Genomic DNA, 21,606 nt, shown 5'->3' with positions numbered 1-21,606 from the left:
GGACCGACGTTACTCCTGAGCCAGGCCGAGCTGCCGGAGCAGTCCGAGCTCGTCGAGGCGGCCCCACCGCTCGACGATCCGTCCGTCGCGGAGCCGGAAGATGTTGATCCCGGGCAGCGTCAGTGGTCGACCACTGGGGGCCACGCCGAGCAGCTCGCCGCGGTGCGTACCGCTCGCGGTGAAGTGCTCGACCACCAGGTCGCCCTCCCCGACGACCAGGTCCTGATCGCTGTGCCAGTCGGGGCAGGCGGCCCGGAACAGCGCTCCGGCCCGGCGCATCCCCTCGCGATCGGCGCTGCCGCCGAACGGCGGGTCGTGGTTGACGAAGTCCTCGGCGAGGTACTCGTCCACGGCCCCCAGGTCACCCTTGCTGAAGAGCGCGTCGATGAACGCGGTGACCGTGCTCTTGTTCTGTTCGATGGTGTCCATACCGGCAGTCTTCGACTCTCCCGATCCGTGCGGTACCCCAGAACTCTGGGGTTCTGCGACACGGACTCCCCATCCCATAATCGAGCAGATGTTCGAATACGGACGTATGCCGGCCGCGTGCACGGCACGAAAGACCTCACCACCAGGGGCCTCCTGTTGCTCGGTTGGATTCGACACGCACGAGCTGTGCGGGAGGCCCCACTTTCATGCCCGACCGGCCAGAAGATCACCCGACCGAGTCGGCCACTCGAACTCACGCCCACCAAGCTCGATAGAGCAACGGTCACTGAGTCCACGCCATGCCACCCCTGCGGCCGCCGCCGCCTTCGTGCTGCTCACTGCCGCCCTGCGCGGCTTCATCGTCCCGCTGCGCCCTGGCGGTCGGCCTCGCGCCGTAGCCGAAGCGCAGCTCGGTTTCGGTCTGGTCGCTGATCGGGGACAGCAGGGCGACCCGGCACCGAGGTCACGTGGTGCGGTGCAGGCGAACCCGTCGCAGTGCCGGGACGCTCGACGTCTACCTTCCGGGGGCGGCGGTGTAGAGGACCTGGTCTTGGCCGTACTCGACGAGGTACTCGGTGGCCACGAGTCCCAGTTTCTGCAGCAGGTTGCGCGATCGGACGTTCGCGGCCTGGGTCACGGCGGTCAGCTGATGGTCGGGTAGGGTGCGTCGGCCCCAGCGGAGTACGGCGCCGACCGCTTCCGCCGCGAGGCCCCGGCCCGTGTACGCGGGGAGGAACTCGTACGAGACCTCGGCCCGGCCTGGTGCGCGGTGGTCCTCGTCGAGGGTCACACGGCCTACGGCCTGTTCGTCCGAGGCCAGGACCACGGTGAAGTGGCCTGGCCGGCCTGCGGCACCGGCCAGGCGCGCGCCGAGTCGGTCGGCCGGGACCGGGCCGCCCAGGAAGCGGCGGACCACGGAATCGGTCCACAGGTTCTCAAGAAGTTCGGCATCGCGTGCCTCGACGGGGCGCAGCCGCAGGCGCGGCGTGGACAGCTCGCTCGGCCAGTGCTCGCGCAGCCACGTCGGGGTACTGCTGATGGTGCTCTTCTGAGTCCGGAGCAGGAGCAGGTCCAGGACCGGGCCGTCGGGCCCAGCGGCGTACGGCCCGGCGTACTGGTACCCGAGGCGGCGGTAGAGCCGCTGGGCGTCTTCGTCGCCGGGCATGGCCAGCAGGGACACCCACTCGGTGCGGAGCGCTTCCAGGAGCGCGGCGTGCAGACTGGTCCCGATTCCTCGCCCCTGGAAGCGGGTGCGGACGGCGAGTTCGCAGATCCCGGCGAGGGATTCGGTGCCGCGGGCCTGTTCCGTGATGGTGGGCAGGAGCTGTTCGCCGAACCAGTAAGAGGGGGTGCAGGCGAAACCGTAGGCGAAACCGATGTCCTGGCCGGCCGAGGAGGCCACGATCAGGGTGAAGCCTGCGTGCTGAGTGTGGGCAGTGATCTGCCGCTGCAGGGTCTCGGGGGTAAACCCGGCCGCGGCGACGTCGTCGTTTCCTGTGTGGGCGTCGGCCCAGACGTCCGCGAGGGAATCGAGCAGGGCAACGGCGTCGTCGGCGCCGTGGCGCAGCAGGGACACCGGCGGCTTCGAGGGGTAGTCCATGGTGTCCTTCGGGTGGGAACAGCGGGCAGGTGGGAATCTGGGTACCCGCGCACGCAGGGCACTATTCGGTGGGCCTGGTGTCGTCCCGGCGCTTTGGAGGAGAAGGTGGCTTGCGAGGCGATGGCGTCGGGCGAGTGCCGTGCATGCGAAGTGGGCCAGTAGGGATGCGGGCCTCTCCGGGCCTCGTCAGAGAGTCAGGATGATGGCGCTGTTGGCGGCGTGGAGTCCGGGTTTCCGCAGTCGTGGAAGGTCCCCAGGATTGGGTGGATCAGTGTGGCGTGGTCGGCGGCGAAGGCGGTGATCGCGTCGGTCGCGCGGAGCTCTCCGTTGGCCGCCGGCTGGACCGCTGCGAAGTACGGCAGGACGGACGCGTTGCTGCTGTCCTGGGCCCGGGGCACCTACCGCTACCGCGCGCTGCGCCGCCTCGACACGTGCTCGTGGCTGCCCGCGTCGGTGTTCGTCACCGTCTTGCAGCCGGTGGAGGACGGCGGGCTGATCGTCGCGCGCCGGCCACCTCCGCGAGGGGCCATCCGCCCGGTCACCCTGGCCCTCGCCCAACAGCGAGGCCCTTCTCGACCTCACACGGCGTGGGCCGCTTGCCGCCCAGCCTCTTCCAGCCAGGCGGACTCGGCCGGCGGCTCCTCGCTCAGCCCCTTGCCCGGCCGCCGCGGTCCGTCGCAGTGTCTAGGACGGACCGTGCCAGGCGCCGGTACGCCTCCGCCGACCGCCTGACGTCCGCGGACTCGCTCTCTAAATGGATTCGTCTACATACCATCACGTGCTACCAGTCTTCATGAACGTCTCCGATTGCCCCAGGCGCGACCGAAATCACCCGTGCGACGTCTTGTGTCCGTGGCCACCGCCGTGTCCTCACTCCTTCTGACCGGAGCCCTGCCGGCGGCGGCCGCCACCCCCACCCCCCCGCACGTACGCGCGGTCATCAAGAGCGGTCCAGTTCCTGTGCGCCGGGCTACTACTGCCTCTTTGAGTTCGCCGGCTTCAACGTGAACAAACCGCAGGGTCGAGTCTGGATGTTCAAGAATTCCGTCTACGACCTGGGCGCGACTGCCCTCGACGGCAACGACTCCGCCCAGTCCGCGGTTAACCGGGTCGGGGAGGAGATCCACTTGTACGAGCACTACTTCTTCTCCAACAACGGCGGCAACAACGGCGAATGCCTCTCCTGGCGCCCTCTCGACGCACGTTTCCGCGAACGTGCAGACACCGGATCTCATCGGATTCGGTGATCACTCAGGGCACGGATTGTCGCGGCGCACCTGGTCGAGCGTTCGGTGTGGCCGGTATTCGGCGTAGTGCTGGAACAGCTGTGCCGGCGACGCCCGGTCCACCGGTGACGCCCGGCGGCCGCGCTCGCGATGGTGTTCAAGCTCGTCGAGTCCGCCGGCCCGCGTCGAGCGGGCTCGCCGAGGCGGAGAGCACGGTCTTCGTCGCGCCGGCGATCGCGCTCGCGCTCGGCGGCCTTGCGGCAGCGGGGGCTGCAGTAGTTCTGCCGGACCGCTTTGAGCGCGGTGAAGTCGCCCTGGCAGAACACGCAGGCCGAGAGCGAGATTCGGTTTCGAACCCCCTGTCCGGCGCTGCCGTCCGGGGCAACCCAAACCTTTGGCCTTCCCATTGACCCAAACGTTTGGGACCGGCATCCTGATCCCTTGCGAAAGGGGTGTCAATGACTCAAGAAGCCTTGTCTGAGCTGGAGTTGCGTCCTCTGCCGTTACGGCAGACCTACCGGCGGCTGGTCGTCGCAGGTCCGGTGGTCGGCCTGATCCTGCTGCTGGCCGCGGGCCGGGTGGTCGTGCGGGCCGCCCTGGACGGCGTCGGCGCCCTGCCGGGCGTGCTCATCGTCGTGCTGGTGGCCGGGTCGGCCGTGGCGTGGCTCGGCCTGTCCAGCCGGCAGCGGTCGCGTCGCCAGCGGGTCCGTTACGCCGACGGCCGACTGACCGTCATCGATCGCCGGGGCCGAGCCGCCTCGGTCCGGCCGACCGCCGCCACCGCCCACCCGGTGCTCGGGTCCAAGGGCGGGTCGGTGCTTCTCGTGGTGTCCGGGACGGCGCAGGAGACCGCGGTGCTGCTGCGCGCCGAGCACTGGGACTGGCAGACCCTGGACGACAAGGTGTTCCGGCCGGCCGGGTTCACCATCGCCGTGGCGCCCGAGCGCGACAGCAGGCCACGCGCCCTGCGCACGGCCTACCCGGGTCTGCGGCTGCCGTTCTCCGTCGCCCGGCCGCTCCTGTTCGGGCTCCTTGCCGCCCTCGCCGTCATCGCCGTGATCGCGATAATCGTCACCCTGGTGTCCCTGCCGTACCTGACGGCGGGCAACGGCTCGTGAACTCCTGACCGTCCCCGAGAATGGGGGAAGGACATCCGGGCGGGGAAGGGGGAGTCGGCATGGCGAGTGAAGGCCGTCCGGCGACGTTGCAGGGCATCGCCGAACAGTTGGGGCTGCACGTGTCGACGGTCTCGCGGGTCCTCAACGGCCCGGCCGGCGAGCGCGGCCGCGCCGCCTCCGGAGCGACCGCCGACCGCATCCGCACGCTCGCCCGGGAGCTCGGGTACCGGCCCAACCCGCATGCCACCAGCCTGCGCACCCGCCGCAGCAACCTGATCGGCGTGCTGTTCCCACGCCTGTCGGAGATCGTCGTCGCGACCATCTACGAGGGTGTGGAGGAGGAGGCGGCCCGGCACGGCCTGTCCACCTTCGTCACCAACACCCACGACGACCCCGGGACGCAGCGCGAGCGCCTCACCATGGTGCTCGGACGCCGGGTGGACGGCGTGATCATCGGCGACGCCCACCTGGACGGTGCCGCGCTGCGCGACCCGGCCCTGCGCGCGGTCCCCTTCGTCCTGGTCAACCGGCGAGCCGCGCACGCCCGGGACGCCACCGACCTGACCGCCGTGACCTGTGACGACCACTTGGGCGGGCGGCTGGTGGCCGAGCACCTGCTGGCCCTCGGCCACCGGGACGTCGCGGTCATCGCCGGAGAGGCCTTCGCGAGCACCGGCGCCGACCGCACCGCCGGCTTCGTCGAGCGCTATCGGGAGGCCGGGCTTCCCCTGCCCGCGTACCGCGTCCGGCAGTGCCGCTTCGACACGCGCGGCGGACGCGAGGCCGCCACCGACCTGCTGCGCGGTACCGACCGGCCCACCGCGCTCTTCGCGGTCAACGACTTCGCCGCCATCGGCGCGATGGGGGCGGCCCGGGACCTGGGCCTGCGGGTCGGCCAGGACCTCGCCCTCGCGGGCTTCAACGACACCCCGCTCGCCGCCGAGCTGCCGATCCCGCTGACCAGTGTCCGCTCCCCGATGGCCGAACAGGGCAGGCGGGCGGTCCGGCAGTTGCTGCGGCTGATCGCCGGTCAGCCGGCCGCCTCCGAGCGACTTCGGCCCGTCCTCGTTCCGCGCGCCTCCACCGGGCAGCCTGTCGGACCGGGCCTGGGATGACCTGCCGGGACGGCGAGCCGGTTCGTTGACGCGGCGGGCGGTGCACGGCGGGCCACAGTGCCCAGGTGGTGGCCGCGGCGATGACCGCGAGGCCCGCGAGGGCGGCGGTCGCCGTTGTCAAGGGACAGGCGGTCGCCGTTGTCAAGGGACAGTAGGAGTTGGCTCTGGCGCGAGTTCCGTGAACGATCTTGAACCTGGTGTAATTCCGGGGTGATGGAGCCCCGGGAGTCGGGGAGGCTCGGGCGGATGGGACGGGTGACGGATGGCGGCGGCAGAGCTTCGGGATGCTGTGGCGAGGCCGGCGCGGGCGGTCTGGGAGCTGATGCCTCTGGAAGGCGTCGGGCCAGTGTGTTTCGGCATGCGGATCGCCGAGGCCATCGCAGTGCTGCCGGGCATGACCGAGCTGCGCAGGTTCCAGGCCGAACCGTGGGAGCCGGGCACCCTGGGCGTCGAGTTCGGGACCGAGCCTGCGGCGCCTGCCGTGTATGGCTACTCATCGCCGACAGGCTGTACTGCGTCGCGGTCGACGCTGCCCACGGACCTCAGGTGATGCTCTGGGGAAGGGAGTTGACCGCCTGCATACGGCCGAACTGGAGCGGTTCCTCCTGCACGCTTCTGACTGCGGGGTGCTCTGTGTGTCCTACGGCCCGCGGGCAACCCCGGAGCCGCCGGGATCGGCCTGGTCCTGAGAGTGCAGGAGGTGGCGGGCGGCGTGGTGACCCGGCCGGTGATAGTGGGCCGGGGCTGGGAAGCGTGGTGCCCTGACGACTGAGGGCAGCAAGCCGCCCTACGTTGTGGCGCTGCCCATGACCGGGGAGATCGGCAAGGACCCGTTCAAGCCGTCCCTGACCAGCCACGACAGGCCTGCCGACAAGATCGGGTGGACGAAGTACCGGTCGGTGAAAGTGCCGTTCGCCACGATCCGGGTCTCGGGCCGGGACCTTCAGTGGCAGCTGGGGAACTCCCCCTTCTACACCATCGAATCCTGGCGGGCCCATTCGCTGGTGGCCTGCGCTGACAACGTCATCTCGCTGAACCAGAAGGTCGGCGACACCATCACCACCGGCATCTCGAAGACCAGCACCGACACCTTCAAGGCCTCCGCCACGGTGACCGTCAGCGCCGAGGCCGGCATCCAGATCCCCGGCGTCGGCGGGGCGAAGGCTTCCACCAGCGTCGCGGTGACCCTCGGATACGAGCACTCCACCGGCGTCGCGGTGACCCTCGGATACGAGCACTCCACCAGCGTCACCGTCCTCCAGCGGCAGCGCCGCGTCGCGGAGGCCATGCAGCGGCACCTGCTGCCGCACCTGCCCAACGTCCCGGGCCTCCAGATGACCGCCCGCTACCTGCCCGACCCGCACGCCTGGCAGGTGGGCGGTGACTGGTACGACGCGTTCACCCTGCCCGGACGGCACCACCGCCCTGGCCCAGTTGCGACGGCACGCCGCCGCCCTCGCCCAGCGGCCGCTGGACCCCTTCTGCCACCTGCTCCTGGAACGGGTCCGCCCCACCGACAACGAGGACGACGTCGCGCTCCTCGCCCTCCGCATCCCCTAGGGCGTTTCTTTCCGATCATCGGATCGTTGGTCTGGTCGTGCCGTTGACTGACGCGCAGTGGGCGCGGATAGAGCCGTTGTTGCCGGACCGGACGCCGAAGCGGGGCGGGCGGTGGCGCGATCACCGTGAGGTGATCGACGCGATCGCGTGGAAGTTCCAGACCGGCTCGCAGTGGGTGCACCTGCCCGCCGAATACGGCTCCTGGAAGGGCGTCTACACCCGCCTTCGGAACTGGGCGATCGACGGCACGTGGGAGCGGGTCTTCACCGCCCTGCTCGCCCAGGCCGACGCGGAGGGCGATCTGGACTGGGTCGTCTCGGTCGACTCCACGATTGTGCGCGCGCACCAGAATGCGGCCGGGGCCCGTCAAAAGGGGCCCCGGCCGACGAACCCGGCCACCATGCGATCGGGCGTTCCCGCGGTGGGCTGACGACGAAGATCCACCTCGCCGCGGACGGCCGTTGCCGCCCGCTGTGTTTTGTCCTCACGCCCGGCCAGGCGGGCGACGCGCCCGCGTTCGAGCATGTCATGGCCGCCCTGCGCGTGCCCAGACCGGTCGGACGGCCGCGCACCCGGCCCATCATGGTCCTGGCGGACCGCGCCTATTCGTCGAGAGCCATCCGCGAGCACCTGCGGCGACGCAAGATCCGGGCCGTGATCCCGCAGCCCTCGGACCAGATCGCCAACCGCCGACGCAAGGGCCGACTCGGAGGCAGGCCGCCGGCCTTCGACCGCGAGGCCTACAAGCAGCGCAACACCGTCGAGCGGTGCATCAACCGCCTGAAGAACTGGCGCGGTCTGGCTACCCGCTACGAGAAGACCGCCACCGTCTTCACGGCCGGACTCCACATTGCGGGCATCTTCATCTGGTCCGCCCACTGATCCAAAAGAAAGGCCCTAGCCGGGGTCCAAGGGCGCCGGGCCGCGCCGGTCAGGGGATGCGGCCGCCGTAGAACGGGCTGTAGTAGAGCGCGAAGGGAGTGCGCAGGGCGGGCACGGTCTCGGGCGTACCGGGGTCGTACGGCGGGCTGTTCCTGATCTCGTCCTTGGACCGGTCGACGTACACCTTCCGCTCGCCCAGCTCGATGCGGACGACGGTGCCGGCCGGGAGCAGCACGAGCCTGCCGAAGATCCAGGGCCCGGTGTCCACGACCAGGTACTGGGCGTCGACGTGCTCGGACAGCCGGTCCACCTTGCCGATGTGACCGTCGGTGGCCTCCACGTGGAAGCCGATCAGGTCGGTGCCGGCGGTGTGGCCGGCGGTGTCGCGGAACTCCCAGATGTTGATGCCCTCACTCATCGGTGTCTCCTCTCTCTCGCACGTACGCCGGACCGGTCAGGCGGCCCGGCGCTCCGACTCGACGTGGTCCTTGAAGTCCCTCAGGTCGTCGATCACCCGACGGTCGACGAAGCCCAGCGCCTCGACGAGTCGTTCCAGCAGCCCGGGCGGTTCAAGCTCCAGCTGCACCATGAGCCTGGTGGTGCCCTCGTCGATCCGGTGGAAGGTCACCACCCCGGCCTGGCGGAGGTCGCCGGCCACGCTCTCCCAGGCGACCCGCTCGCGGGGAACGGCTTCGACGGTGCGGGCCTCGAACTCCCGGCGCACACCCACGGCGTCGATCACCCAGTGGGTGGCGCCGGGGCCGGTCCGTTCGACGCTCACCACCCCGCGCATGAACTCCGGGAACTCCTCGTACCTCGTCCACTGCTCGTACACCGCCGGAAGCGGCGCGTGTACCTCGACGGACTCCTCGATCCGAGCCATCGCTCCTCCTCCACAGACCGGTGCGGCCACCTCCGCGGGGCCGCCGGTCCCCTCGCCTGCCCCCGCAACGGCGGTGTATGCACCGGGTTCCGGAGCGGCCCACGACGGTCCGTCAGCCGACCACCCGTCACCTTTCGAGCAGAAAGAGGGCGCTTGAACGCGGTGGCAGCGGGCAGGCGGTCCGGGTCGGCGGCAGCAGCCCCGGCGTACGGGAGGAAGGAGCCGGTCGGTGTGGTGGAGTGCTGTCCGCCTGCTCGTGGTGGCCACGGCCGCCGCGCTCGCCGCGTACGGGCTGAACCGTGCCTCGGAGCTCGTCGCGCGGCGGCTGGCCGCCCACGGGCCCACCAGCGGCACGCCGAGACTGCTGCGCGGCTGTCGCCGGCCGATGCTGGCTGTCACCGGATGCGGGTTCCTGCTGGGTGCGCTGCCGTGGATCGGCGCCGCACCCGCGGCCGAGGACACTCTGCGCCACGTGCTGCTCCTCGCCACCATCTGCTCCGGCGCGTGGCTGGCCGCACGCGCCGTCAGACTGCTCGTGGACGGCGCCGTCCACCTTGCCGTCCGCCGCCGCGACCCCGCCCAGGCCGGCCGCGCCCGTACCCAGGCAGGCCTGCTCGGCCGGATCTGCCAGGCCGCCATCGCCCTGATCGCGGTGGGGGCGATGCTCATGACCTTCCCCGCCGTCCGCGGAGTTGGCACCAGCCTGCTCGCCTCCGCCGGCCTGGTCGGCGTGGTGGCCGGTGTGGCGGCGCAGAGCACCCTCGCCAACCTGTTCGCCGGCATCCAGATGGCCTTCGGCGACCTGGCCCGGATAGACGACGTCGTGGTGGTGGCCGGCGAGTGGGGCACGGTGGAGGAGATCACCCTCACCTCCGTCGTGATCGCCACCTGGGACCAGCGACGCCTGGTCATGCCGATGTCGTACTTCGCCGGCCGCCCGTTCGAGAACTGGTCCCGCCGGACCAGCCGGATCACCGGCACAGCCCTGCTCCACCTCGACCACAGCACCCCGGTCGCTGTGCTGCGGAAGGAGTTCGACGCTTTCCTCGCGATGAATCCGCTCTGGGACGGTGAGGGCAGTGCCTTGCAGGTCGTCGATACCACGCCTAGTACGATCGTGGTCCGTGCCCTGGCGACGTCGGCCAATGCCGATGACGCCTTCGAACTGCGCTGCCAGCTCCGTGAGCATCTGGTGGCCTACATCCGTGAGAACCACCCGCACGCGCTGCCCCGGGTGTCCGTCAGCCAGCTGCCTGGCCCGCACGCCGAACCCGGCCCTTCGTCGCCGGACCCTCACAGGCGGCAGAGGCATCGATCCACCGACATCGGGTAACGGGACGGGGACCGGCCCGAAGAGAGGAAAGGATCGACATGGCTGCGCCCAGTGATGAACTCCTCATTCCCGCGGGCCCCTGCCCCCCGAGCAGGGCAGGCGACGAGGCTCCGGGCGGGGGCGCCGCCGGGGCGCTCCCGCCCGAGGGCCTCGCCATCGGGGATCGGCGCGAGGTCGCGCCCGCCGACGGCCGGGAGCTGACCCGGGTCCTGCTGCGCTGACTCGCCGGCCTGGAGGAGGGCTCCCGGGAGTACTCCTGCGTGCGGTCCACCCTGATCGAGCTGAATCTCTCGCTGGTGGCGCTGCGATCCGCCGCTTCGGCTCGCAGCGCCACCTCCGCGTAGACCTGATGCAGGTCGGTGCGATCGGCCTGATCAAGGCCATCGACCGTTTCGACCCCGACCACGGCGTCGGATTCACCACCTTCGCGCTGCCGACCATCCTCGGCGAGGTCCGCCGCCACTTCCGCGACACCACCTGGGCCGTCCACGTCCCCGCCGGCTCCAGGAACTGCGCATCGGCCTGGCCAAGGCGCAGGAACAGCTGTCCCAGCAGCTGGACCGGGCGCCGACCGCAACCGAGCTGGGCGAGGGTCTGACCTGCGCTTGAGGGGGCGGGGCTCGGGGGGAGGGGTTGGGCCGGGCGCCGCAGCGTCTTGGCCGGCCGTCGTGTGCTGCGTATGGTCGAAGAGCATTCGCAGAGCACTTCGGAGGGGACCATCACGACGATGGCGGCCGAGAACGGGTCGTAGATCATCGTTCCGAGGGCCGCCCGCCCGCCCGCGGTCGGGTCTGCCGTGGGCGGGGTCCTTGTGGATATCTGGCGGCGGACGCCGAGGCAGTCGTTTGCACGGGGGTGGGAGACTTGGAGATCGACATCCTGGCACTGGCCGAGGAGGCGCTGACCTCGCTCGTCGGTGTCCGTCCGCCGGTGCTTGTGGTCGACCTTGAACGTGTCGGGTTCTGCGACTCCTGCGCCCTGAACCTGCTGCTGGGAACCCGCTTGTCGGCGCAGGCGGTGGGCGTCGAGTTCCGGCTGGCTGCCCCTGCCTCGGCGGTGAGGCGTGTGTTGGAACTGACTGGCGCGCAGGTGGTTTTCTCCGTCCACGCGTCGGTTCGTGCTGCTCTTGTGGGATGACGTCCTCTCGGTGTCCGGTGCCTGGTATGGCTGCGGGTGCCGGGAGGGCGACCGATCCGGCTGGGAGGGGCGACCGATCCGGGCGGGAGAGACATAATCCGAGGACCGGTGGGAAGCCGTCCGGGTGATCCGTCACCGCAGAGAGGGAAGGGGTACCCGCAGATGACGACCAGCCGGGGCACCCTCGACGGCGACCGGTCCGACGCTGGCACGTTGCTGCCGCCCGGTGGCCAGCGGCGGCGGCTGTACTTGGCCGGTCTGCCCCGACCCGTCGCCCGTGCCCGTGAGTTCACCGGCCAGACGCTCGCCGACTGGTCGTGGGCCGCACCCGCGTCCGGCGTCGACCCGGACGTCGTGGACGACGTGTTGCTGCTCGTGGCCGAACTCATCGCCAACGCGATGATGCACGCCGACGGCCCGCTGGAGCTCGTCCTCCAGGCCTTTGGGGCGCGGCTGCGGATCGAGGTCAGCGACGCTACCACCGCCCTGCCCGTTCCCGCCGCCCGCACCACCCGGGGCTTCCCGGTGGTCATGGGCTGTTCATCGTCGAGCGCGTTGCCGACCGCTGGGGCGCCGAGCGGCACGGCCAGGGCAAGACCGTCTGGGCCGAGGTTGACGTCGACCGCCTGGCCCCGGGCCGCTGAGCACGCCGCACGCTGGCAGTCCCCTCGAAAGGCTCCCTCCAAGGATTCGAACAGACAGAAGAGCAGGCCGGTCGCGTGAGGCGACCGGCCTGCCGACGTGATGCGCCCCGCGGGATGGGCAGCACCGGCGCCGCTGATGCCGGTGCGGGTGACGTGATGTCAGGTCCGGGGCTGGCTCATCCCCCCTTCGGGGCTCTTGCTGATCTGCGGGGCTGGTTCGCGTTGCTCTGCAGTGCCGGCGTAACTGGCCTCGAGTCGGACTGCCCGACGAGTTGACGTACCACGTGCCGGTACCGGCAAGCGAACACGGATGAGGTCCGGTGCCCGATTCGGGCACCGGACCTCATCCGATGGTGGAGCGCCAGGCCCGGGTCGCACGGACTCTCCCTACTGAAAGTAGGGCGTGCTCTGGTAGCACCGCTGACGCCTGACGGGAGATCACCCTCTCCCGCGACGAGAGGAATACTAGCAGGTCAGCGACGGGGCTGAGCCGGGGGAGGCGGGGCATCCCGGGCGGCCCCCGGTGTTTCGGCCCTGCCGGTGTTTCCGTGGGGCCGGGGTCGTCGAGGGGGGTTTCGACCACGTGAGCGGCGAGCGCCTCCGGGGTATCGGTGGTTCCGGCGGCGGCGGCGGCGGCGGCGGGGCCGGGCGGAAGGCATGAATCCGCAGATCGGGGGCACCCGGACGCACACAGCGGTCGGCCCGTCCGAGAGCCCGGCCCGACGACGATACGGAGCACACGGTGACTGACCCTGCCCCGCCCTTCGGGGCCACACCCCGTCCGCCGGCCCCAGCCGGCCCGTCCGGCCCCCCGCTGGTGCCGGATCCCCCGGCTCCGCCAGGCGTGCCCGTGCCGCCGCCGGAACCGGAGCACCCCGCTCCCGCCCTGCCCCGTCCCGAGCCGGCGGCGCCGGAACCGGGCGAGCCCCGCACACCGGAACCGCCGGACTGAGCCGGAGCGGATTCCTGCCCCGGAGCTCCGGGGCAGGAATCCGCTCCGGCGGGGGAACGCCCGCCCTCGGCGCCCGTTCCGCCGTCGGCAGTCACCCGGGGTGACCACCGGCCGCCGCCGGGCGCCCCGCCTTCGCGCGGCTGCGCACCACCGCCGGCACCAGCGCGAACGCCGTTGTCCGGACGGCGGTCACGCCCGGCCTCCGCCGCCGGGTGCTTCCCGGGGCGCGCGCGTTGGGGCCCGGCGGGTGGGGGCCCGGCGGCCGGTGTGCGCCGCGGCGTCGCTGTCGCCGAAGGACCCACCCGGCCGCCACACTGCCCCACGGCCCCGGATCAGGAAGCGCACCGCCGTCCGCCTCGGCGCTCTCGTCGCCGCCACCGCCGCCGGTCTGGGCCTCAGCGTCGGGATGGCGTCGGCCAGCACCGCCTACACGGCCGACGTTTCCGGCTGTGCCGGGGGCATGGTGGTCTCGTTCTACAGCGGGCACGACCACGTGCAGGGCTACGTGACCTCCACCATGGGCGACTACTGCAGCGTGGAGCTCCGGCAATCGAACGGCGGGCACTCGGGCGCGTCGACCCGGGGTGCCACGCAGTGGACCGCAGAACTCCTGGACGCCGGAATCACGTCGTACGTCGTCGTGTGCAACGGGAACACCGGCCGCTGCGCCACCAGTGCCTCGTACTGACAGGCCAGGCCGGTCCCGTCGTGGTCCCGCTCGGGGCCGGACCACGACGGGACCGTGCCGCTCCCTCCGGCCGGTCGGCCTTTTCGGTCGGCCTTGTCGGTTGGCCTTGTCGGTTGGCCTTGTCGGTTGGCCTTGTCGGTTGGCTCGCCGCGCCCGGGGAGCCGCCGCGTGCGGTCCACGGCCCGCGCGCACCGCCGTGCTCCCGGAAGGTCGCCACCGTGCCATCGGACAGCTTCGCCGCCCGGTTGTCGGTGTTCTCCGGGATGGTGCAGCCCGCCGGTGTGCAGCACCGCGTGAGCGTCGTTGGCGTGGGCGGCATCCGTGTCGTCGACGGCGTCGCCGACCGGCAGTACCCGGTGGCCCTGGCCGGTGAGGCCGTGGCGTGGAGGTGGGCGGCGAGCGGGGCGGCCTTGGTGCCGCCGGACCCGGTGCGGCCCTCGATCCGGGTGGAGAAGTGCCCGATGCCGGCCTCTCGGGCCTCGCGCACGAGCGTGTCGTGGGGGCACAGCGACAGCGGTGACTGGGTGTGGCCGGCCTTGGACAGGGCGGCCATCGGCTCGACGGCGCCCGGCGCACGCGCACCGGCGGGGAGCGCGGGTGGGCGAGGAAGGCTCGTCGTCGTACTGGCGCCGGCCGTCGTCGTCGTTGTCCAGCGGGACGGTTTGGTGCTGTGCTGTTCTCGCCGTCGTGGCCGCGCCGTGTCACACCCGGCCGACGCGCAGCGCGGCCGCCGTTCACCCGGCCGGGCCGTGCGTCGGTACCGGACTGCCGGGCAACGCGGCGCGATGATGAGGACGAGTGCCGCGGCGGCTGGCGCGATCTACGGCGAGGGCGGACGGGTGGCTGTCGAGGACTCCGTTCTGGGCGAGGTTCTCGCGGACGTGCTGGCCGCGGCCCACCGCATCGCTCCGTCGGAGATCGCGGGGCTGGTCCAGGAAACCGCTGTGCGGCTGGGGCTGTCCCAGGCGAGTGTCTACGTGGCGGACGTGCAGCAACACGAACTGGTCGCCCTGCCCGGCCCGGCCCAGGCCGAACTCCTCGTCCAGGGGAGGCCGGTCCAGCTGGAGACCATCGCGGTCGACACCTCGCTGGCCGGCCGCGCCTACCGCACCGAGTCCGTACAGACCGCTGCGGACAGGGACACCGGGCGGGGCTGGCTGCCGCTGGTGGACGGCATTGAACGCATCGGCGTCCTGAAGGTGGCCGCCCCGGTCCTGGATGCGGCGATGCTGGTGCGGTGCAAGGCCCTGGCATCCCTGACGGCCATGATCCTCGCGACCAAGCAGTACTGCAGCGACGTCCTGATCCAGACGGTACGCACCCGGCCGATGACGCTGCAGGCGGAGCTGCTCTGGGCGTTCGTGCCGCCGCGGACGATCGGCACCACCGCGGTGACGTCCTCCGCCGTCCTGGAACCCGCGTACGAGATCGGCGGTGACGCCTTCGACCACAGCCTGGCCGGCACACTCCTGCACCTGACCCTGCTGGACGCCATGGGCCACGACCTCGCCTCCGGCGGCTGCAGCGCCGTGGCTCTCGCCGCCTGCCGCTCCACCCGCCGTGCCGGCGGCAGCCTCGTCGACATCGCCGAGCAAATCGACCGCACCCTGGCCCGGTGGATCCCCGACCGGCTGCTGACCTGCCTGATCGCCGACCTGGACACCGCCACCGGCCGGCTGGACTGGATCAACTGCGGCCACCCGGCACCGCTACTGCTGCGCGAGGGCCGCATCGTGACCGGCGCACTCGACCGACCCCCGCACCTGCCGCTGGGACTCGACAGCGCCGCTCCCCCGCCGCAGGTCCACACCGCCCGCCTGCAGCCCGGCGACCGGGTGCTGATGTTCACCGACGGCGTCACCGAGGCCCGCTCGCCCGGCGGCGAACTCTTCGGCGAGCACCGCCTGGCCGACACCGTCGTCCGCGCCATGACCGACGGCCTGCCCGCGCCGGAAGCCCTACGCCGCCTCATCCAGCAGATCCTGCGCCACCAGGACCAGCAACTGCGCGACGACGCCACGATCCTGCTCACCGAGTGGCACCCGCAGCCGCGGCCGCCGGCAGGCAGGTGAGGACCCGAGCCGACGTCTGCCGGATTCCACAGCCGCGCGCGACGGCTCCCTCAGCGGCCACAGGACCGTCCCATCGTCCAGGAGCCCAGGCTCGCCGGGTGCGTCTGCGGGTTGGGCCTGTCTTATCAGTGGATCAAGGCCTTTCATGATCCACTCGTGGCGTGTGAAGATCTGACGAGCGAGCAATGGGCCAGGCCGGAGCCGTTGTTGCCGGTGGGCAAGAAGCCGCGGCGGCCTCCAGTCCGGTCGAAGCGCCGGCTGATCAACGGCATACGCCGGCGAACGCGCACCGGCGCGCCCTGGCGGAACGATCCCGCACACCACGGCGAGTGGGAGAGCGTCTACGGCCTCCTCCGGCGCCGGCAGCGCGACGGCACCTGGAGCCGGAGCCTCACCCAGCTGCAGGCCGGGGCCGACGCGAGAGGTCTGATCACCTGGGCCCTCGACCGACTCGAAGCCCTCGTCCGTCACCGGCTCAAGCGCCTGCAGTTCCGACCCGACGCCCTCGACGGCTTCATGGCCGGCACAGGCCTGAATCTCGACACCTCAACCTCACCCTGACGAGCCGACGTCAGTAACGACCGTGTCACCGGCTCCAAACGAGCTCACGGCCTGTCAGCGGCCGTGATGGGGGTCCGGCCAAGGTGAGGCGGCTACCAGCCTCACCTTGGCCAGACCTCTGACAGACCCACTGCTATGGCTGCTATGGCGGCATGTCGGGACGTGTGTCGCGATCAGGGCGCGGGGTGTTGTCGGTCACCGGTGCGTCTTCGAGGCGGTGGGGGACTGGCACATGACGGTGATGACCTGGCGCATCGCGTCGCGTCGGTCCTGGTCAGGGATGTTGTCGTTGGGGGCGTCGATCATCGCGTAGCCGATGGCGGATTCGATGCCGTCAATGTCGCGAGCATGGCACAGGGTGTTGCCGGTGGCGTGGTCGGCGAGAAGGAATTGGGTGCGGGCCCACCGCAGGGCGGGGCTGTCGTCCGTGGCCGTCGTGGTGGGTGTGGCGGTGCCGGCACAGGCGGTGAGAGCGGCGAGCATGGCCAGGGTGGCGGCTATGCGGGTGGTGGGTCGCAAGGTGTTCCTTCGGGGCGGTGGGTGTACGGCCGTGCCGACGCCCGCATGGGTTGTCGGCACGGCCGGCTGTTGATCGGTCAGCGGCCGGCGCGGATACGGCTGCCCTCGGCGGTGACGGCGCGGGCGCAGGCCGAGACCTCGACGGCGACCAGGATCGACGCGGCATTGTTGAACAGGATGCTCTCGCACTCCCGCCTCATCATCGAGCACCGTCCAGTGCTCCACCAGCTCGTCCACGCCCACCGGCTGCGCCCATGGCCCCGCACGGCAGGACAAACCCAGACCAACGCGCACAACAGACCAAAGACCACCCGCAGTTGGGGCTCATGACACGCTCGTTGACGGCACCCCGACACGCGGAAATCAGTGCCCGTTGACCGGGTCTTCCCGAAGCTCCCGGTCGGCATCGAACCTCCCCCTGGACGTGGCCGCCTGGTCGGTGGTCAGGATTTTTCTTCGGGAGACTTCATGGGCACCTGTCTTGAGCGTGCATCGCCGACAGCCCCAGAGAGCCTTGGCGCCAAGGTAAAAGGCGTTCCTGTCTGAAGATGGCATGGCCAATCGATACTCAGCCTTAAGAATCACTGGGATCGAGGTGTAGCCTCACCATGAAAGCCACCGCTCCAGCCTGGAGTTGAACGCTGAAGGGAAGAGCGGTGGCCCTGGTGCAGCCGAGTCACCGTAAGGGGCGGCAAGGAGTTGCCGGTTACCTCCGTGGGGTTCGCTCGGAGCCGCCGCCGGGCCGAGCAGGTGGTCTGGCGGGTGGTGCTTGGTGCAGCAACTGGCCTCGGCGGCTTGGTCGTCACCAGGGACCTGCCTTGGATCGTTTCCAAGGTCTGATGCATGCCGCTGAATGCGGAGGCCCACAGGCCTCCCTCTGCACCGCCGACCTCGTGGTCGGCGGCCGGCTGCCCGGCGGCCCCCGCGGCGACACCCTGCGGGCCGTCCTGGCCGGCGTCGAAGCCGAACCCGGCCGCCTGCAGTTCGTCGGCTCCGTCGGCACCGGCTTCACCGGCGCCGAACGGCGCGCCCTCGCGCGCTCGCGGCCTCGCGGCCTCGCGGCCACGCTGCGCCGTCTCGCCGTCCCGGTGTCGCCGTTCAGGCTCGACGGCCCGGGGTGCGGGCCGCTCCGGCGCCCAGCACGCGATGGCGGTGAACGAGACGATCACCGCGTTCGTCCTGGGCGGCAGCGCGCCCGGGGCCGCGGGCGGGGTCGGCACGGTGCGCTCCTGGGCGACCAAGGTGGAGTTCGGCTGCCGGGCGGCCGGCGCAAGGTTCGCCCGGACGGTGTGTGGCAGGCCCCTCAGATCGGGGTGCCGGTCCTGATGGTCGAGGCCGACCGCTCGACCATGGCCCTGGCCGACGTCGCCGCGAAGTTCCCCCGGTACCGCGAGCTGTTCCGCACCAAGGTCCGCGACAACGACTTGGCGCTGGTCGACCGGGAGCCGGCCGATCGGACGGTGCACTGGTGGCGCCGCACTTGGCCCGGCCAAACCCGCGCCGGGTACCCGCCCGTCGCGCTGATCGTCACCGACGCCGGACCCCTCCGCGCTGGCAGGCCGGCAGCAGGCCGTCGCGGACCTGTCCGCCGACTGCTGGCGAGGCCGGTGGTGCAGGGAGGTCCGCGACGACAACGACGGCGACGGCTGGCGCGAATACGACGACGCGCTGCCCATCGTCGCGACCACCCTGGAGCTACTGGCCATCCACGGGCCGCTCGGCCCGGTGCGGTGGCGCTTCGGCCGCTCGGGCCGGCACTCCCTCATCGAGGCGCTGGAGAACCCGAACAACCGGGCCGCCTACGACCTGCGCCAAGCCGCCCGCGAGGACGAGGAGCACAAGGCACACCAGGAGCCGATGGACTCCCTGGTCCGCATCAACTGCGGCGACGTTCCCGAGCAGGAGAGCACCTGGGAGTACGGCCGCCAGGGACAGGCCGAGTGGACCCGCCGCCCCGGCGGCCGCTGCTGGCCCTGCCACCAGAAAGGTGAGGAACGACTGGAACGGGAGGCCGAAGAACAACTGGAGGCAGCCCGCACGGCCAACGCCGCGCTGCGCCCGTGCTGGGCGTGCCGGGGCTCGATCGGGGGGAAGGAGGGCTCGCAGCTGGAGCTGCGGGAGCAGGCCCGTCGGACCGGCTGAAGTGCCCCGAGTGCGTACAGCCCGCGCCGCAAAGGACTTGGGCCCGCTGATGCTGCCGGTCCCGACCAGGCGCGAGCAGATGGCCGCACTGGTCTGCGCCCCTGATGACCTGTGGTGGGAGGAGCGGCTACTGCACGCCAAGCTCTATCCGGCGAAGGGCCGCTGGGCGTAGGCCTGGAGCGGGCGGCGTCAGACGGTTGGGGCAGCCGGGGATGAGGCCGTCGTCGGTGAGCATGTCTTTGACCTCGTCCATGTTCGCGTCGGGTGCGGGCAGGACGAGCTCGGACGGCTCCAGGGCGTCGTCGGGCAGGGCGGTTCAGTTTTCGAACATGCCACCGTAGAAGTTCCACAAATGGTCGTCGGTGGCTGCGTTCTCCCAACCGGCGCCGCGGCATTCGTAGAGCCACGTGACGTGGGGGCCTTTGTCCGAGCCGTCTGCGGCGCTGCCGTCGACGTCCAAGCACTTGCGGCTCTTATCGTTCACGAGCAGGTAGCCCAGGTAGCCCGTGATCCCAAGATCCTCGGGCGGGACAGCTTACCACATCTGATTGTCGGCATCGCCCGGGATGCACTTATAGAGGCCCAGAATGGCGAGGTCAGGGTTCCCCCGATGCCTGGGGGATCGACGCGGTGTCGCCCGCCCAATCAGAGCTAAAGTGCACCTCCCAGACCTGGTTGTCACTGTTTCTGCATCGGAAGACCCCCACACGGTCACCGAAATTCGGGTCCCCGATGCCTGGCACGTCAAGGCACTGCTCGGTGCTGTCGTTGTAGATCTTGACGCCATCCCCCGGTACGGCATGGGCGGGTGTCACTGCCGCGGTTGGTGCAAGGCCCAGCACACCGGCCAAGGCAACCTAGCGCGCAACCACGTTGCGACGGCGGCCGGTCGGCGCACAAGCAACTCGCATTTCAACTCCTGGGCTAGAGAGACAAAATCCCAATGTGACGATGTCCGGCCGTGTAGCCCAAAGGTAGGGGCGATTCGGCCAAATTCCTCTGCTGCGCCCCCGGCCTGGCCCCGAACACTGGTTCAGGGCCAGGCGATCTGGCTGGTCAGCCGGGGATGAGGCCGTCGTCGCTGAGCATGTCTTTGACCTCGTCCAGGCTGGCGTCGGGCGCGGGCAGGACCAGCTCGGACGGTTCCAGGGCGTCGTCGGGCAGGGCGGTTCCGAGGCGGCGCACGGCGTCCAGGAGGGCACCCAGGGCCCGCCGGAAGCCTTCCTCGTCGCCGCTCTCCATCTCCTCGATTAGCTCGTCGTCGAGCTTGTTCAGCTCGGCGAAGTGGGGGTCGGTGAGCTTCCATTGGCCCTCGCCCATGATGCGAACGATCACTTTTGGTCTCCCGTCTGTGGGGGCGCTCCTCGGCCGGAGTGCTTGGAGCGCTTCCCCAATCCCACCGCTCCTCCAGCGGGGACGTCGGCATGGCCGGTGCGTGGCGGACACCATTCACCCGCACGAGCCCGTCGGGTGTGACCTGTTGGTCGTTGGGGCGTGGAATGGCCTTGTAGGCCAAGTTGTCTGGACCTTTGGTTGGACCTGTTAGCGGCGGGTCGGGGTAGGGTGTGGTCCGGGGTTTGGTGACTGTACGTGGTGGATGGGTGGGGTCGGGGTTCGGTGGGGCTGCCCGGGGGTCGGTGAGGTGTTATGGGCCTGCATTCAGGTCTGAATTCGCCGGGTATTCCGTTGGGTTGTTTTGGTGGATTGGCTGCCGGGTGGTGGTCTGAAATTCTGGTCGGATCTGCGGGTGGGGGTGGTGGCGGGGTTGGTGTTCGGTTTCGTCTAGGCCGGGCCGCCGTCCCCGCCGGTGGTCGTGTCCGCTCACTGCGCCGCCGTCCGGGGCCGGGCTGCTGTTCGTCGTCCTGGCGTGCCGCCGTCCGGGCTGCTGGACACCGTTGTTGCGGATGGACGGCCGGGTGGCCGTCAGGCCGCCGTGGAGGCTGTTCTGGTGGTGGTCCGGGAGACCACCCCGGCGCCGTCCTGGTGGTGGGTGGGGGCTGTTGCGTTGCCTGTCGCGTGGGGTGGTGTCGTGTGGTGTGACGCGGGCGGATACCCGGTTTTCCCTGTGTGGTCTGGGCGCGACAGCTCCCGCGACAGCCGCTGGGCGGGGGCTGCCGGGTTGTCGTGCCGCCGCTCGCGTCCTGCTGTCGCGTGTTGTGGTGTGCGGGGATGGGCTGGATCCCCGTGTGTGGCTGCTGTCACACCCAGGCCACGGTGTGGCAGCTTCCCGCGTCGAGGCCGGCAGCTGCCTCCCGTGCCAGGAGGCTGCGGTGTGCCCAGGCCGTCTGCTCGACCTGAACACTTCCTCGCCTTCGTCGGCATCCGGCGCTCTGATCTGCTATCGACGATGCCCACAACCCGGATGACATGCCGGCAACAGCTGCACGATGATGAGCGCCATGCCTGCAACTGATGAGCCCGAGGCCGTGGTGTCCCGCTTGTGGCAGGAATCCAGGAACGAGCCCTGGCCCAAACAGCTGAACTGGGCTGAGCCGGCAGGCGTCGACCTCGCAACACTCGACGTCAGGCTCTCGGGCTGCATACACACGTGGCTGTTCCACCGCGATTCCTTCGGGACACGGCATGTGAACACCGTCAGAGCGCTGCTTCGAGATCTTGAACTGGCTCTCCCCGAGCTCACCGAGGAAGACAACCCACGTATCTGGCAGCGATATCACCAGATGGCGAAACTTATCTCAGATAACAGCCCGCACTCTGCCAACTGAGACAGTCTCTTAGGAGGTG

Annotated in this window: 24 protein-coding genes and 5 pseudogenes; 19 read left to right on the top strand and 10 right to left on the bottom strand. The window is 70.6% G+C overall.

The features are described 5' to 3' along the window. Nucleotides 1-9: 9 nt before the first annotated feature. Together CRP52_RS35150 and CRP52_RS35145 are read right to left on the bottom strand one after the other, a co-directional pair. Nucleotides 10-429 carry an ester cyclase gene (locus tag CRP52_RS35150; protein ID WP_031064648.1) on the bottom strand — a complete coding sequence of 140 codons (420 nt, stop codon included), beginning with the start codon at nt 427-429 and terminating at the stop codon, nt 10-12. A 514-nt stretch (nt 430-943) separates the two neighbouring features. Then, nucleotides 944-2,029: a GNAT family N-acetyltransferase gene (locus CRP52_RS35145; protein ID WP_097240911.1), complete on the bottom strand. Its 1,086-nt coding sequence runs from the start codon at nt 2,027-2,029 to the stop codon at nt 944-946. A gap of 806 nt (nt 2,030-2,835) precedes the next feature. Between CRP52_RS35145 and CRP52_RS35135 the strand changes: the two genes are divergently transcribed. From CRP52_RS35135 to CRP52_RS35120, 4 genes are all read left to right on the top strand, one after another. Beyond that, nucleotides 2,836-3,276: a peptidase inhibitor family I36 protein gene (locus CRP52_RS35135; RefSeq protein WP_097240909.1), complete on the top strand. Its 441-nt coding sequence runs from the start codon at nt 2,836-2,838 to the stop codon at nt 3,274-3,276. Between the two features lie 437 nt (nt 3,277-3,713). Continuing rightward, entirely contained in the window at nt 3,714-4,373 is a 660-nt protein-coding gene (locus CRP52_RS35130; protein WP_143685918.1) for a hypothetical protein, read from the top strand. Nucleotides 4,374-4,432: 59 nt separating this feature from the next. Continuing rightward, nucleotides 4,433-5,488: a LacI family DNA-binding transcriptional regulator gene (locus CRP52_RS35125; RefSeq protein WP_097240907.1), complete on the top strand. Its 1,056-nt coding sequence runs from the start codon at nt 4,433-4,435 to the stop codon at nt 5,486-5,488. Between the two features lie 358 nt (nt 5,489-5,846). After that, a complete protein-coding gene (locus tag CRP52_RS35120) occupies nt 5,847-6,038 on the top strand; it encodes a hypothetical protein (RefSeq protein WP_143685917.1) in 192 nt (63 codons plus the stop codon). Nucleotides 6,039-6,458: 420 nt separating this feature from the next. Here the strand turns inward: CRP52_RS35120 and CRP52_RS38760 are convergent, their stop codons facing one another. Beyond that, on the bottom strand, nt 6,459-6,776 hold the full coding sequence (locus tag CRP52_RS38760) for a hypothetical protein (RefSeq protein WP_121179532.1): 318 nt from the start codon (nt 6,774-6,776) through the stop codon (nt 6,459-6,461). Here CRP52_RS38760 and CRP52_RS35115 point away from each other — a divergent pair. Both CRP52_RS35115 and CRP52_RS35110 read left to right on the top strand, forming a co-directional pair. Continuing rightward, nucleotides 6,748-7,048 (top strand): annotated as a pseudogene (locus CRP52_RS35115) (hypothetical protein); the annotation flags it as partial. The gene CRP52_RS38760 and the pseudogene CRP52_RS35115 overlap by 29 nt on opposite strands. A 31-nt stretch (nt 7,049-7,079) precedes the next feature. Then, nucleotides 7,080-7,930, top strand: a protein-coding gene (locus CRP52_RS35110) for an IS5 family transposase (protein ID WP_373560591.1) whose coding sequence is annotated in 2 segments (ribosomal slippage) — nt 7,080-7,416 and nt 7,416-7,930 — 852 coding nt in all. Because the reading frame shifts where the segments join, the coding sequence is not laid out codon by codon here. Between the two features lie 49 nt (nt 7,931-7,979). On the opposite strand, the gene CRP52_RS35105 is transcribed toward CRP52_RS35110, so the two are convergent. Both CRP52_RS35105 and CRP52_RS35100 read right to left on the bottom strand, forming a co-directional pair. Further along, nucleotides 7,980-8,348, bottom strand: a complete 369-nt coding sequence (locus tag CRP52_RS35105) for a PRC-barrel domain-containing protein (protein ID WP_097240905.1) — start codon at nt 8,346-8,348, stop codon at nt 7,980-7,982. A 36-nt stretch (nt 8,349-8,384) separates the two neighbouring features. After that, the gene (locus CRP52_RS35100) at nt 8,385-8,813 is read right to left on the bottom strand and encodes an SRPBCC family protein (RefSeq protein ID WP_097240904.1); all 429 of its coding nucleotides are present in this window, start codon (nt 8,811-8,813) and stop codon (nt 8,385-8,387) included. 229 nt (nt 8,814-9,042) lie between these two features. Here CRP52_RS35100 and CRP52_RS35095 point away from each other — a divergent pair, with 229 nt between their 5' ends. The 9 genes and pseudogenes from CRP52_RS35095 to CRP52_RS41075 form a co-directional block, all read left to right on the top strand. Next, entirely contained in the window at nt 9,043-10,146 is a 1,104-nt protein-coding gene (locus CRP52_RS35095) for a mechanosensitive ion channel family protein (RefSeq protein ID WP_097240903.1), read from the top strand. Between the two features lie 38 nt (nt 10,147-10,184). After that, nucleotides 10,185-10,367 carry a hypothetical protein gene (locus tag CRP52_RS35090; RefSeq protein WP_097240902.1) on the top strand — a complete coding sequence of 61 codons (183 nt, stop codon included), beginning with the start codon at nt 10,185-10,187 and terminating at the stop codon, nt 10,365-10,367. A gap of 128 nt (nt 10,368-10,495) precedes the next feature. Next, complete coding sequence (locus CRP52_RS35085) at nt 10,496-10,744, top strand: sigma factor (protein WP_373560586.1); 249 nt, start codon at nt 10,496-10,498, stop codon at nt 10,742-10,744. A 266-nt stretch (nt 10,745-11,010) separates the two neighbouring features. Next, nucleotides 11,011-11,283, top strand: a complete 273-nt coding sequence (locus CRP52_RS38755) for an STAS domain-containing protein (protein WP_179853135.1) — start codon at nt 11,011-11,013, stop codon at nt 11,281-11,283. A gap of 162 nt (nt 11,284-11,445) precedes the next feature. Beyond that, complete coding sequence (locus tag CRP52_RS35075; protein ID WP_306458936.1) at nt 11,446-12,006, top strand: hypothetical protein; 561 nt, start codon at nt 11,446-11,448, stop codon at nt 12,004-12,006. Nucleotides 12,007-13,285: 1,279 nt separating this feature from the next. Then, entirely contained in the window at nt 13,286-13,567 is a 282-nt protein-coding gene (locus CRP52_RS35070) for a hypothetical protein (RefSeq protein WP_143685913.1), read from the top strand. A 785-nt stretch (nt 13,568-14,352) separates the two neighbouring features. Then, nucleotides 14,353-15,639: a PP2C family protein-serine/threonine phosphatase gene (locus CRP52_RS35065; RefSeq protein WP_257033215.1), complete on the top strand. Its 1,287-nt coding sequence runs from the start codon at nt 14,353-14,355 to the stop codon at nt 15,637-15,639. A gap of 156 nt (nt 15,640-15,795) precedes the next feature. Next, nucleotides 15,796-16,014, top strand: a pseudogene (locus CRP52_RS41080) (transposase); the annotation flags it as partial. A gap of 57 nt (nt 16,015-16,071) precedes the next feature. Further along, nucleotides 16,072-16,200 (top strand): annotated as a pseudogene (locus tag CRP52_RS41075) (IS630 family transposase); the annotation flags it as partial. A gap of 195 nt (nt 16,201-16,395) precedes the next feature. Here CRP52_RS41075 and CRP52_RS35055 read toward each other — a convergent pair. Together CRP52_RS35055 and CRP52_RS40185 are read right to left on the bottom strand one after the other, a co-directional pair. Further along, nucleotides 16,396-16,719, bottom strand: a complete 324-nt coding sequence (locus CRP52_RS35055) for a hypothetical protein (protein ID WP_097240898.1) — start codon at nt 16,717-16,719, stop codon at nt 16,396-16,398. A 77-nt stretch (nt 16,720-16,796) separates the two neighbouring features. Next, nucleotides 16,797-16,922: a hypothetical protein gene (locus CRP52_RS40185; RefSeq protein WP_257033208.1), complete on the bottom strand. Its 126-nt coding sequence runs from the start codon at nt 16,920-16,922 to the stop codon at nt 16,797-16,799. A gap of 636 nt (nt 16,923-17,558) precedes the next feature. On the opposite strand from CRP52_RS40185, the pseudogene CRP52_RS40980 reads away from it, so the two are divergent. The 3 genes and pseudogenes from CRP52_RS40980 to CRP52_RS40180 all read left to right on the top strand — a co-directional run. Then, nucleotides 17,559-18,077 (top strand): annotated as a pseudogene (locus CRP52_RS40980) (hypothetical protein); the annotation flags it as partial. A 367-nt stretch (nt 18,078-18,444) separates the two neighbouring features. Beyond that, entirely contained in the window at nt 18,445-18,861 is a 417-nt protein-coding gene (locus CRP52_RS35045; RefSeq protein WP_097240896.1) for a hypothetical protein, read from the top strand. Nucleotides 18,862-18,910: 49 nt separating this feature from the next. Beyond that, on the top strand, nt 18,911-19,033 hold the full coding sequence (locus CRP52_RS40180) for a hypothetical protein (protein ID WP_257033214.1): 123 nt from the start codon (nt 18,911-18,913) through the stop codon (nt 19,031-19,033). Between the two features lie 33 nt (nt 19,034-19,066). Here CRP52_RS40180 and pspAA (CRP52_RS40975) read toward each other — a convergent pair. From pspAA (CRP52_RS40975) to pspAA (CRP52_RS35035), 3 genes and pseudogenes are all read right to left on the bottom strand, one after another. After that, nucleotides 19,067-19,171 (bottom strand): annotated as a pseudogene (pspAA, locus tag CRP52_RS40975) (PspA-associated protein PspAA); the annotation flags it as partial. Between the two features lie 6 nt (nt 19,172-19,177). After that, nucleotides 19,178-19,321, bottom strand: a complete 144-nt coding sequence (locus tag CRP52_RS38750) for a hypothetical protein (protein ID WP_179853140.1) — start codon at nt 19,319-19,321, stop codon at nt 19,178-19,180. 596 nt (nt 19,322-19,917) lie between these two features. Next, complete coding sequence (gene pspAA, locus CRP52_RS35035; RefSeq protein ID WP_097240895.1) at nt 19,918-20,196, bottom strand: PspA-associated protein PspAA; 279 nt, start codon at nt 20,194-20,196, stop codon at nt 19,918-19,920. 1,064 nt (nt 20,197-21,260) lie between these two features. Here pspAA (CRP52_RS35035) and CRP52_RS37865 point away from each other — a divergent pair. Then, nucleotides 21,261-21,587 (top strand): hypothetical protein, encoded by a 327-nt coding sequence (locus tag CRP52_RS37865; protein WP_143685915.1) that lies wholly within the window; start codon nt 21,261-21,263, stop codon nt 21,585-21,587. Nucleotides 21,588-21,606 lie beyond the last annotated feature (19 nt).

This window comes from Streptomyces sp. 1331.2, from assembly GCF_900199205.1.
Taxonomy (GTDB): Bacteria; Actinomycetota; Actinomycetes; order Streptomycetales; family Streptomycetaceae; genus Kitasatospora.
The sequence above is the reverse complement of the archived record's forward strand: the minus strand, read 5'-3'. Positions and strand labels throughout refer to the sequence as shown.

What these genes read in the sequence shown, in the direction of transcription:
- CRP52_RS35065 (WP_257033215.1), top strand. Translation starts at nt 14,353, where the DNA reads ATGATGAGGACGAGTGCCGCGGCGGCTGGCGCGATCTACGGCGAGGGC.
- CRP52_RS35070 (WP_143685913.1), top strand. Translation starts at nt 13,286, where the DNA reads ATGGCGTCGGCCAGCACCGCCTACACGGCCGACGTTTCCGGCTGTGCC.
- CRP52_RS35130 (WP_143685918.1), top strand. Translation starts at nt 3,714, where the DNA reads ATGACTCAAGAAGCCTTGTCTGAGCTGGAGTTGCGTCCTCTGCCGTTA.
- CRP52_RS35085 (WP_373560586.1), top strand. Translation starts at nt 10,496, where the DNA reads ATGCAGGTCGGTGCGATCGGCCTGATCAAGGCCATCGACCGTTTCGAC.
- CRP52_RS35145 (WP_097240911.1), bottom strand. Translation starts at nt 2,029, where the DNA reads ATGGACTACCCCTCGAAGCCGCCGGTGTCCCTGCTGCGCCACGGCGCC.
- CRP52_RS35120 (WP_143685917.1), top strand. Translation starts at nt 5,847, where the DNA reads ATGCGGATCGCCGAGGCCATCGCAGTGCTGCCGGGCATGACCGAGCTG.
- CRP52_RS40180 (WP_257033214.1), top strand. Translation starts at nt 18,911, where the DNA reads ATGCTGCCGGTCCCGACCAGGCGCGAGCAGATGGCCGCACTGGTCTGC.
- CRP52_RS35125 (WP_097240907.1), top strand. Translation starts at nt 4,433, where the DNA reads ATGGCGAGTGAAGGCCGTCCGGCGACGTTGCAGGGCATCGCCGAACAG.
- CRP52_RS40185 (WP_257033208.1), bottom strand. Translation starts at nt 16,922, where the DNA reads ATGATGAGGCGGGAGTGCGAGAGCATCCTGTTCAACAATGCCGCGTCG.
- CRP52_RS38760 (WP_121179532.1), bottom strand. Translation starts at nt 6,776, where the DNA reads ATGGCCTCCGCGACGCGGCGCTGCCGCTGGAGGACGGTGACGCTGGTG.
- CRP52_RS35090 (WP_097240902.1), top strand. Translation starts at nt 10,185, where the DNA reads ATGGCTGCGCCCAGTGATGAACTCCTCATTCCCGCGGGCCCCTGCCCC.
- CRP52_RS35105 (WP_097240905.1), bottom strand. Translation starts at nt 8,348, where the DNA reads ATGAGTGAGGGCATCAACATCTGGGAGTTCCGCGACACCGCCGGCCAC.
- CRP52_RS37865 (WP_143685915.1), top strand. Translation starts at nt 21,261, where the DNA reads ATGCCTGCAACTGATGAGCCCGAGGCCGTGGTGTCCCGCTTGTGGCAG.
- CRP52_RS35075 (WP_306458936.1), top strand. Translation starts at nt 11,446, where the DNA reads ATGACGACCAGCCGGGGCACCCTCGACGGCGACCGGTCCGACGCTGGC.
- CRP52_RS35150 (WP_031064648.1), bottom strand. Translation starts at nt 429, where the DNA reads ATGGACACCATCGAACAGAACAAGAGCACGGTCACCGCGTTCATCGAC.
- CRP52_RS35100 (WP_097240904.1), bottom strand. Translation starts at nt 8,813, where the DNA reads ATGGCTCGGATCGAGGAGTCCGTCGAGGTACACGCGCCGCTTCCGGCG.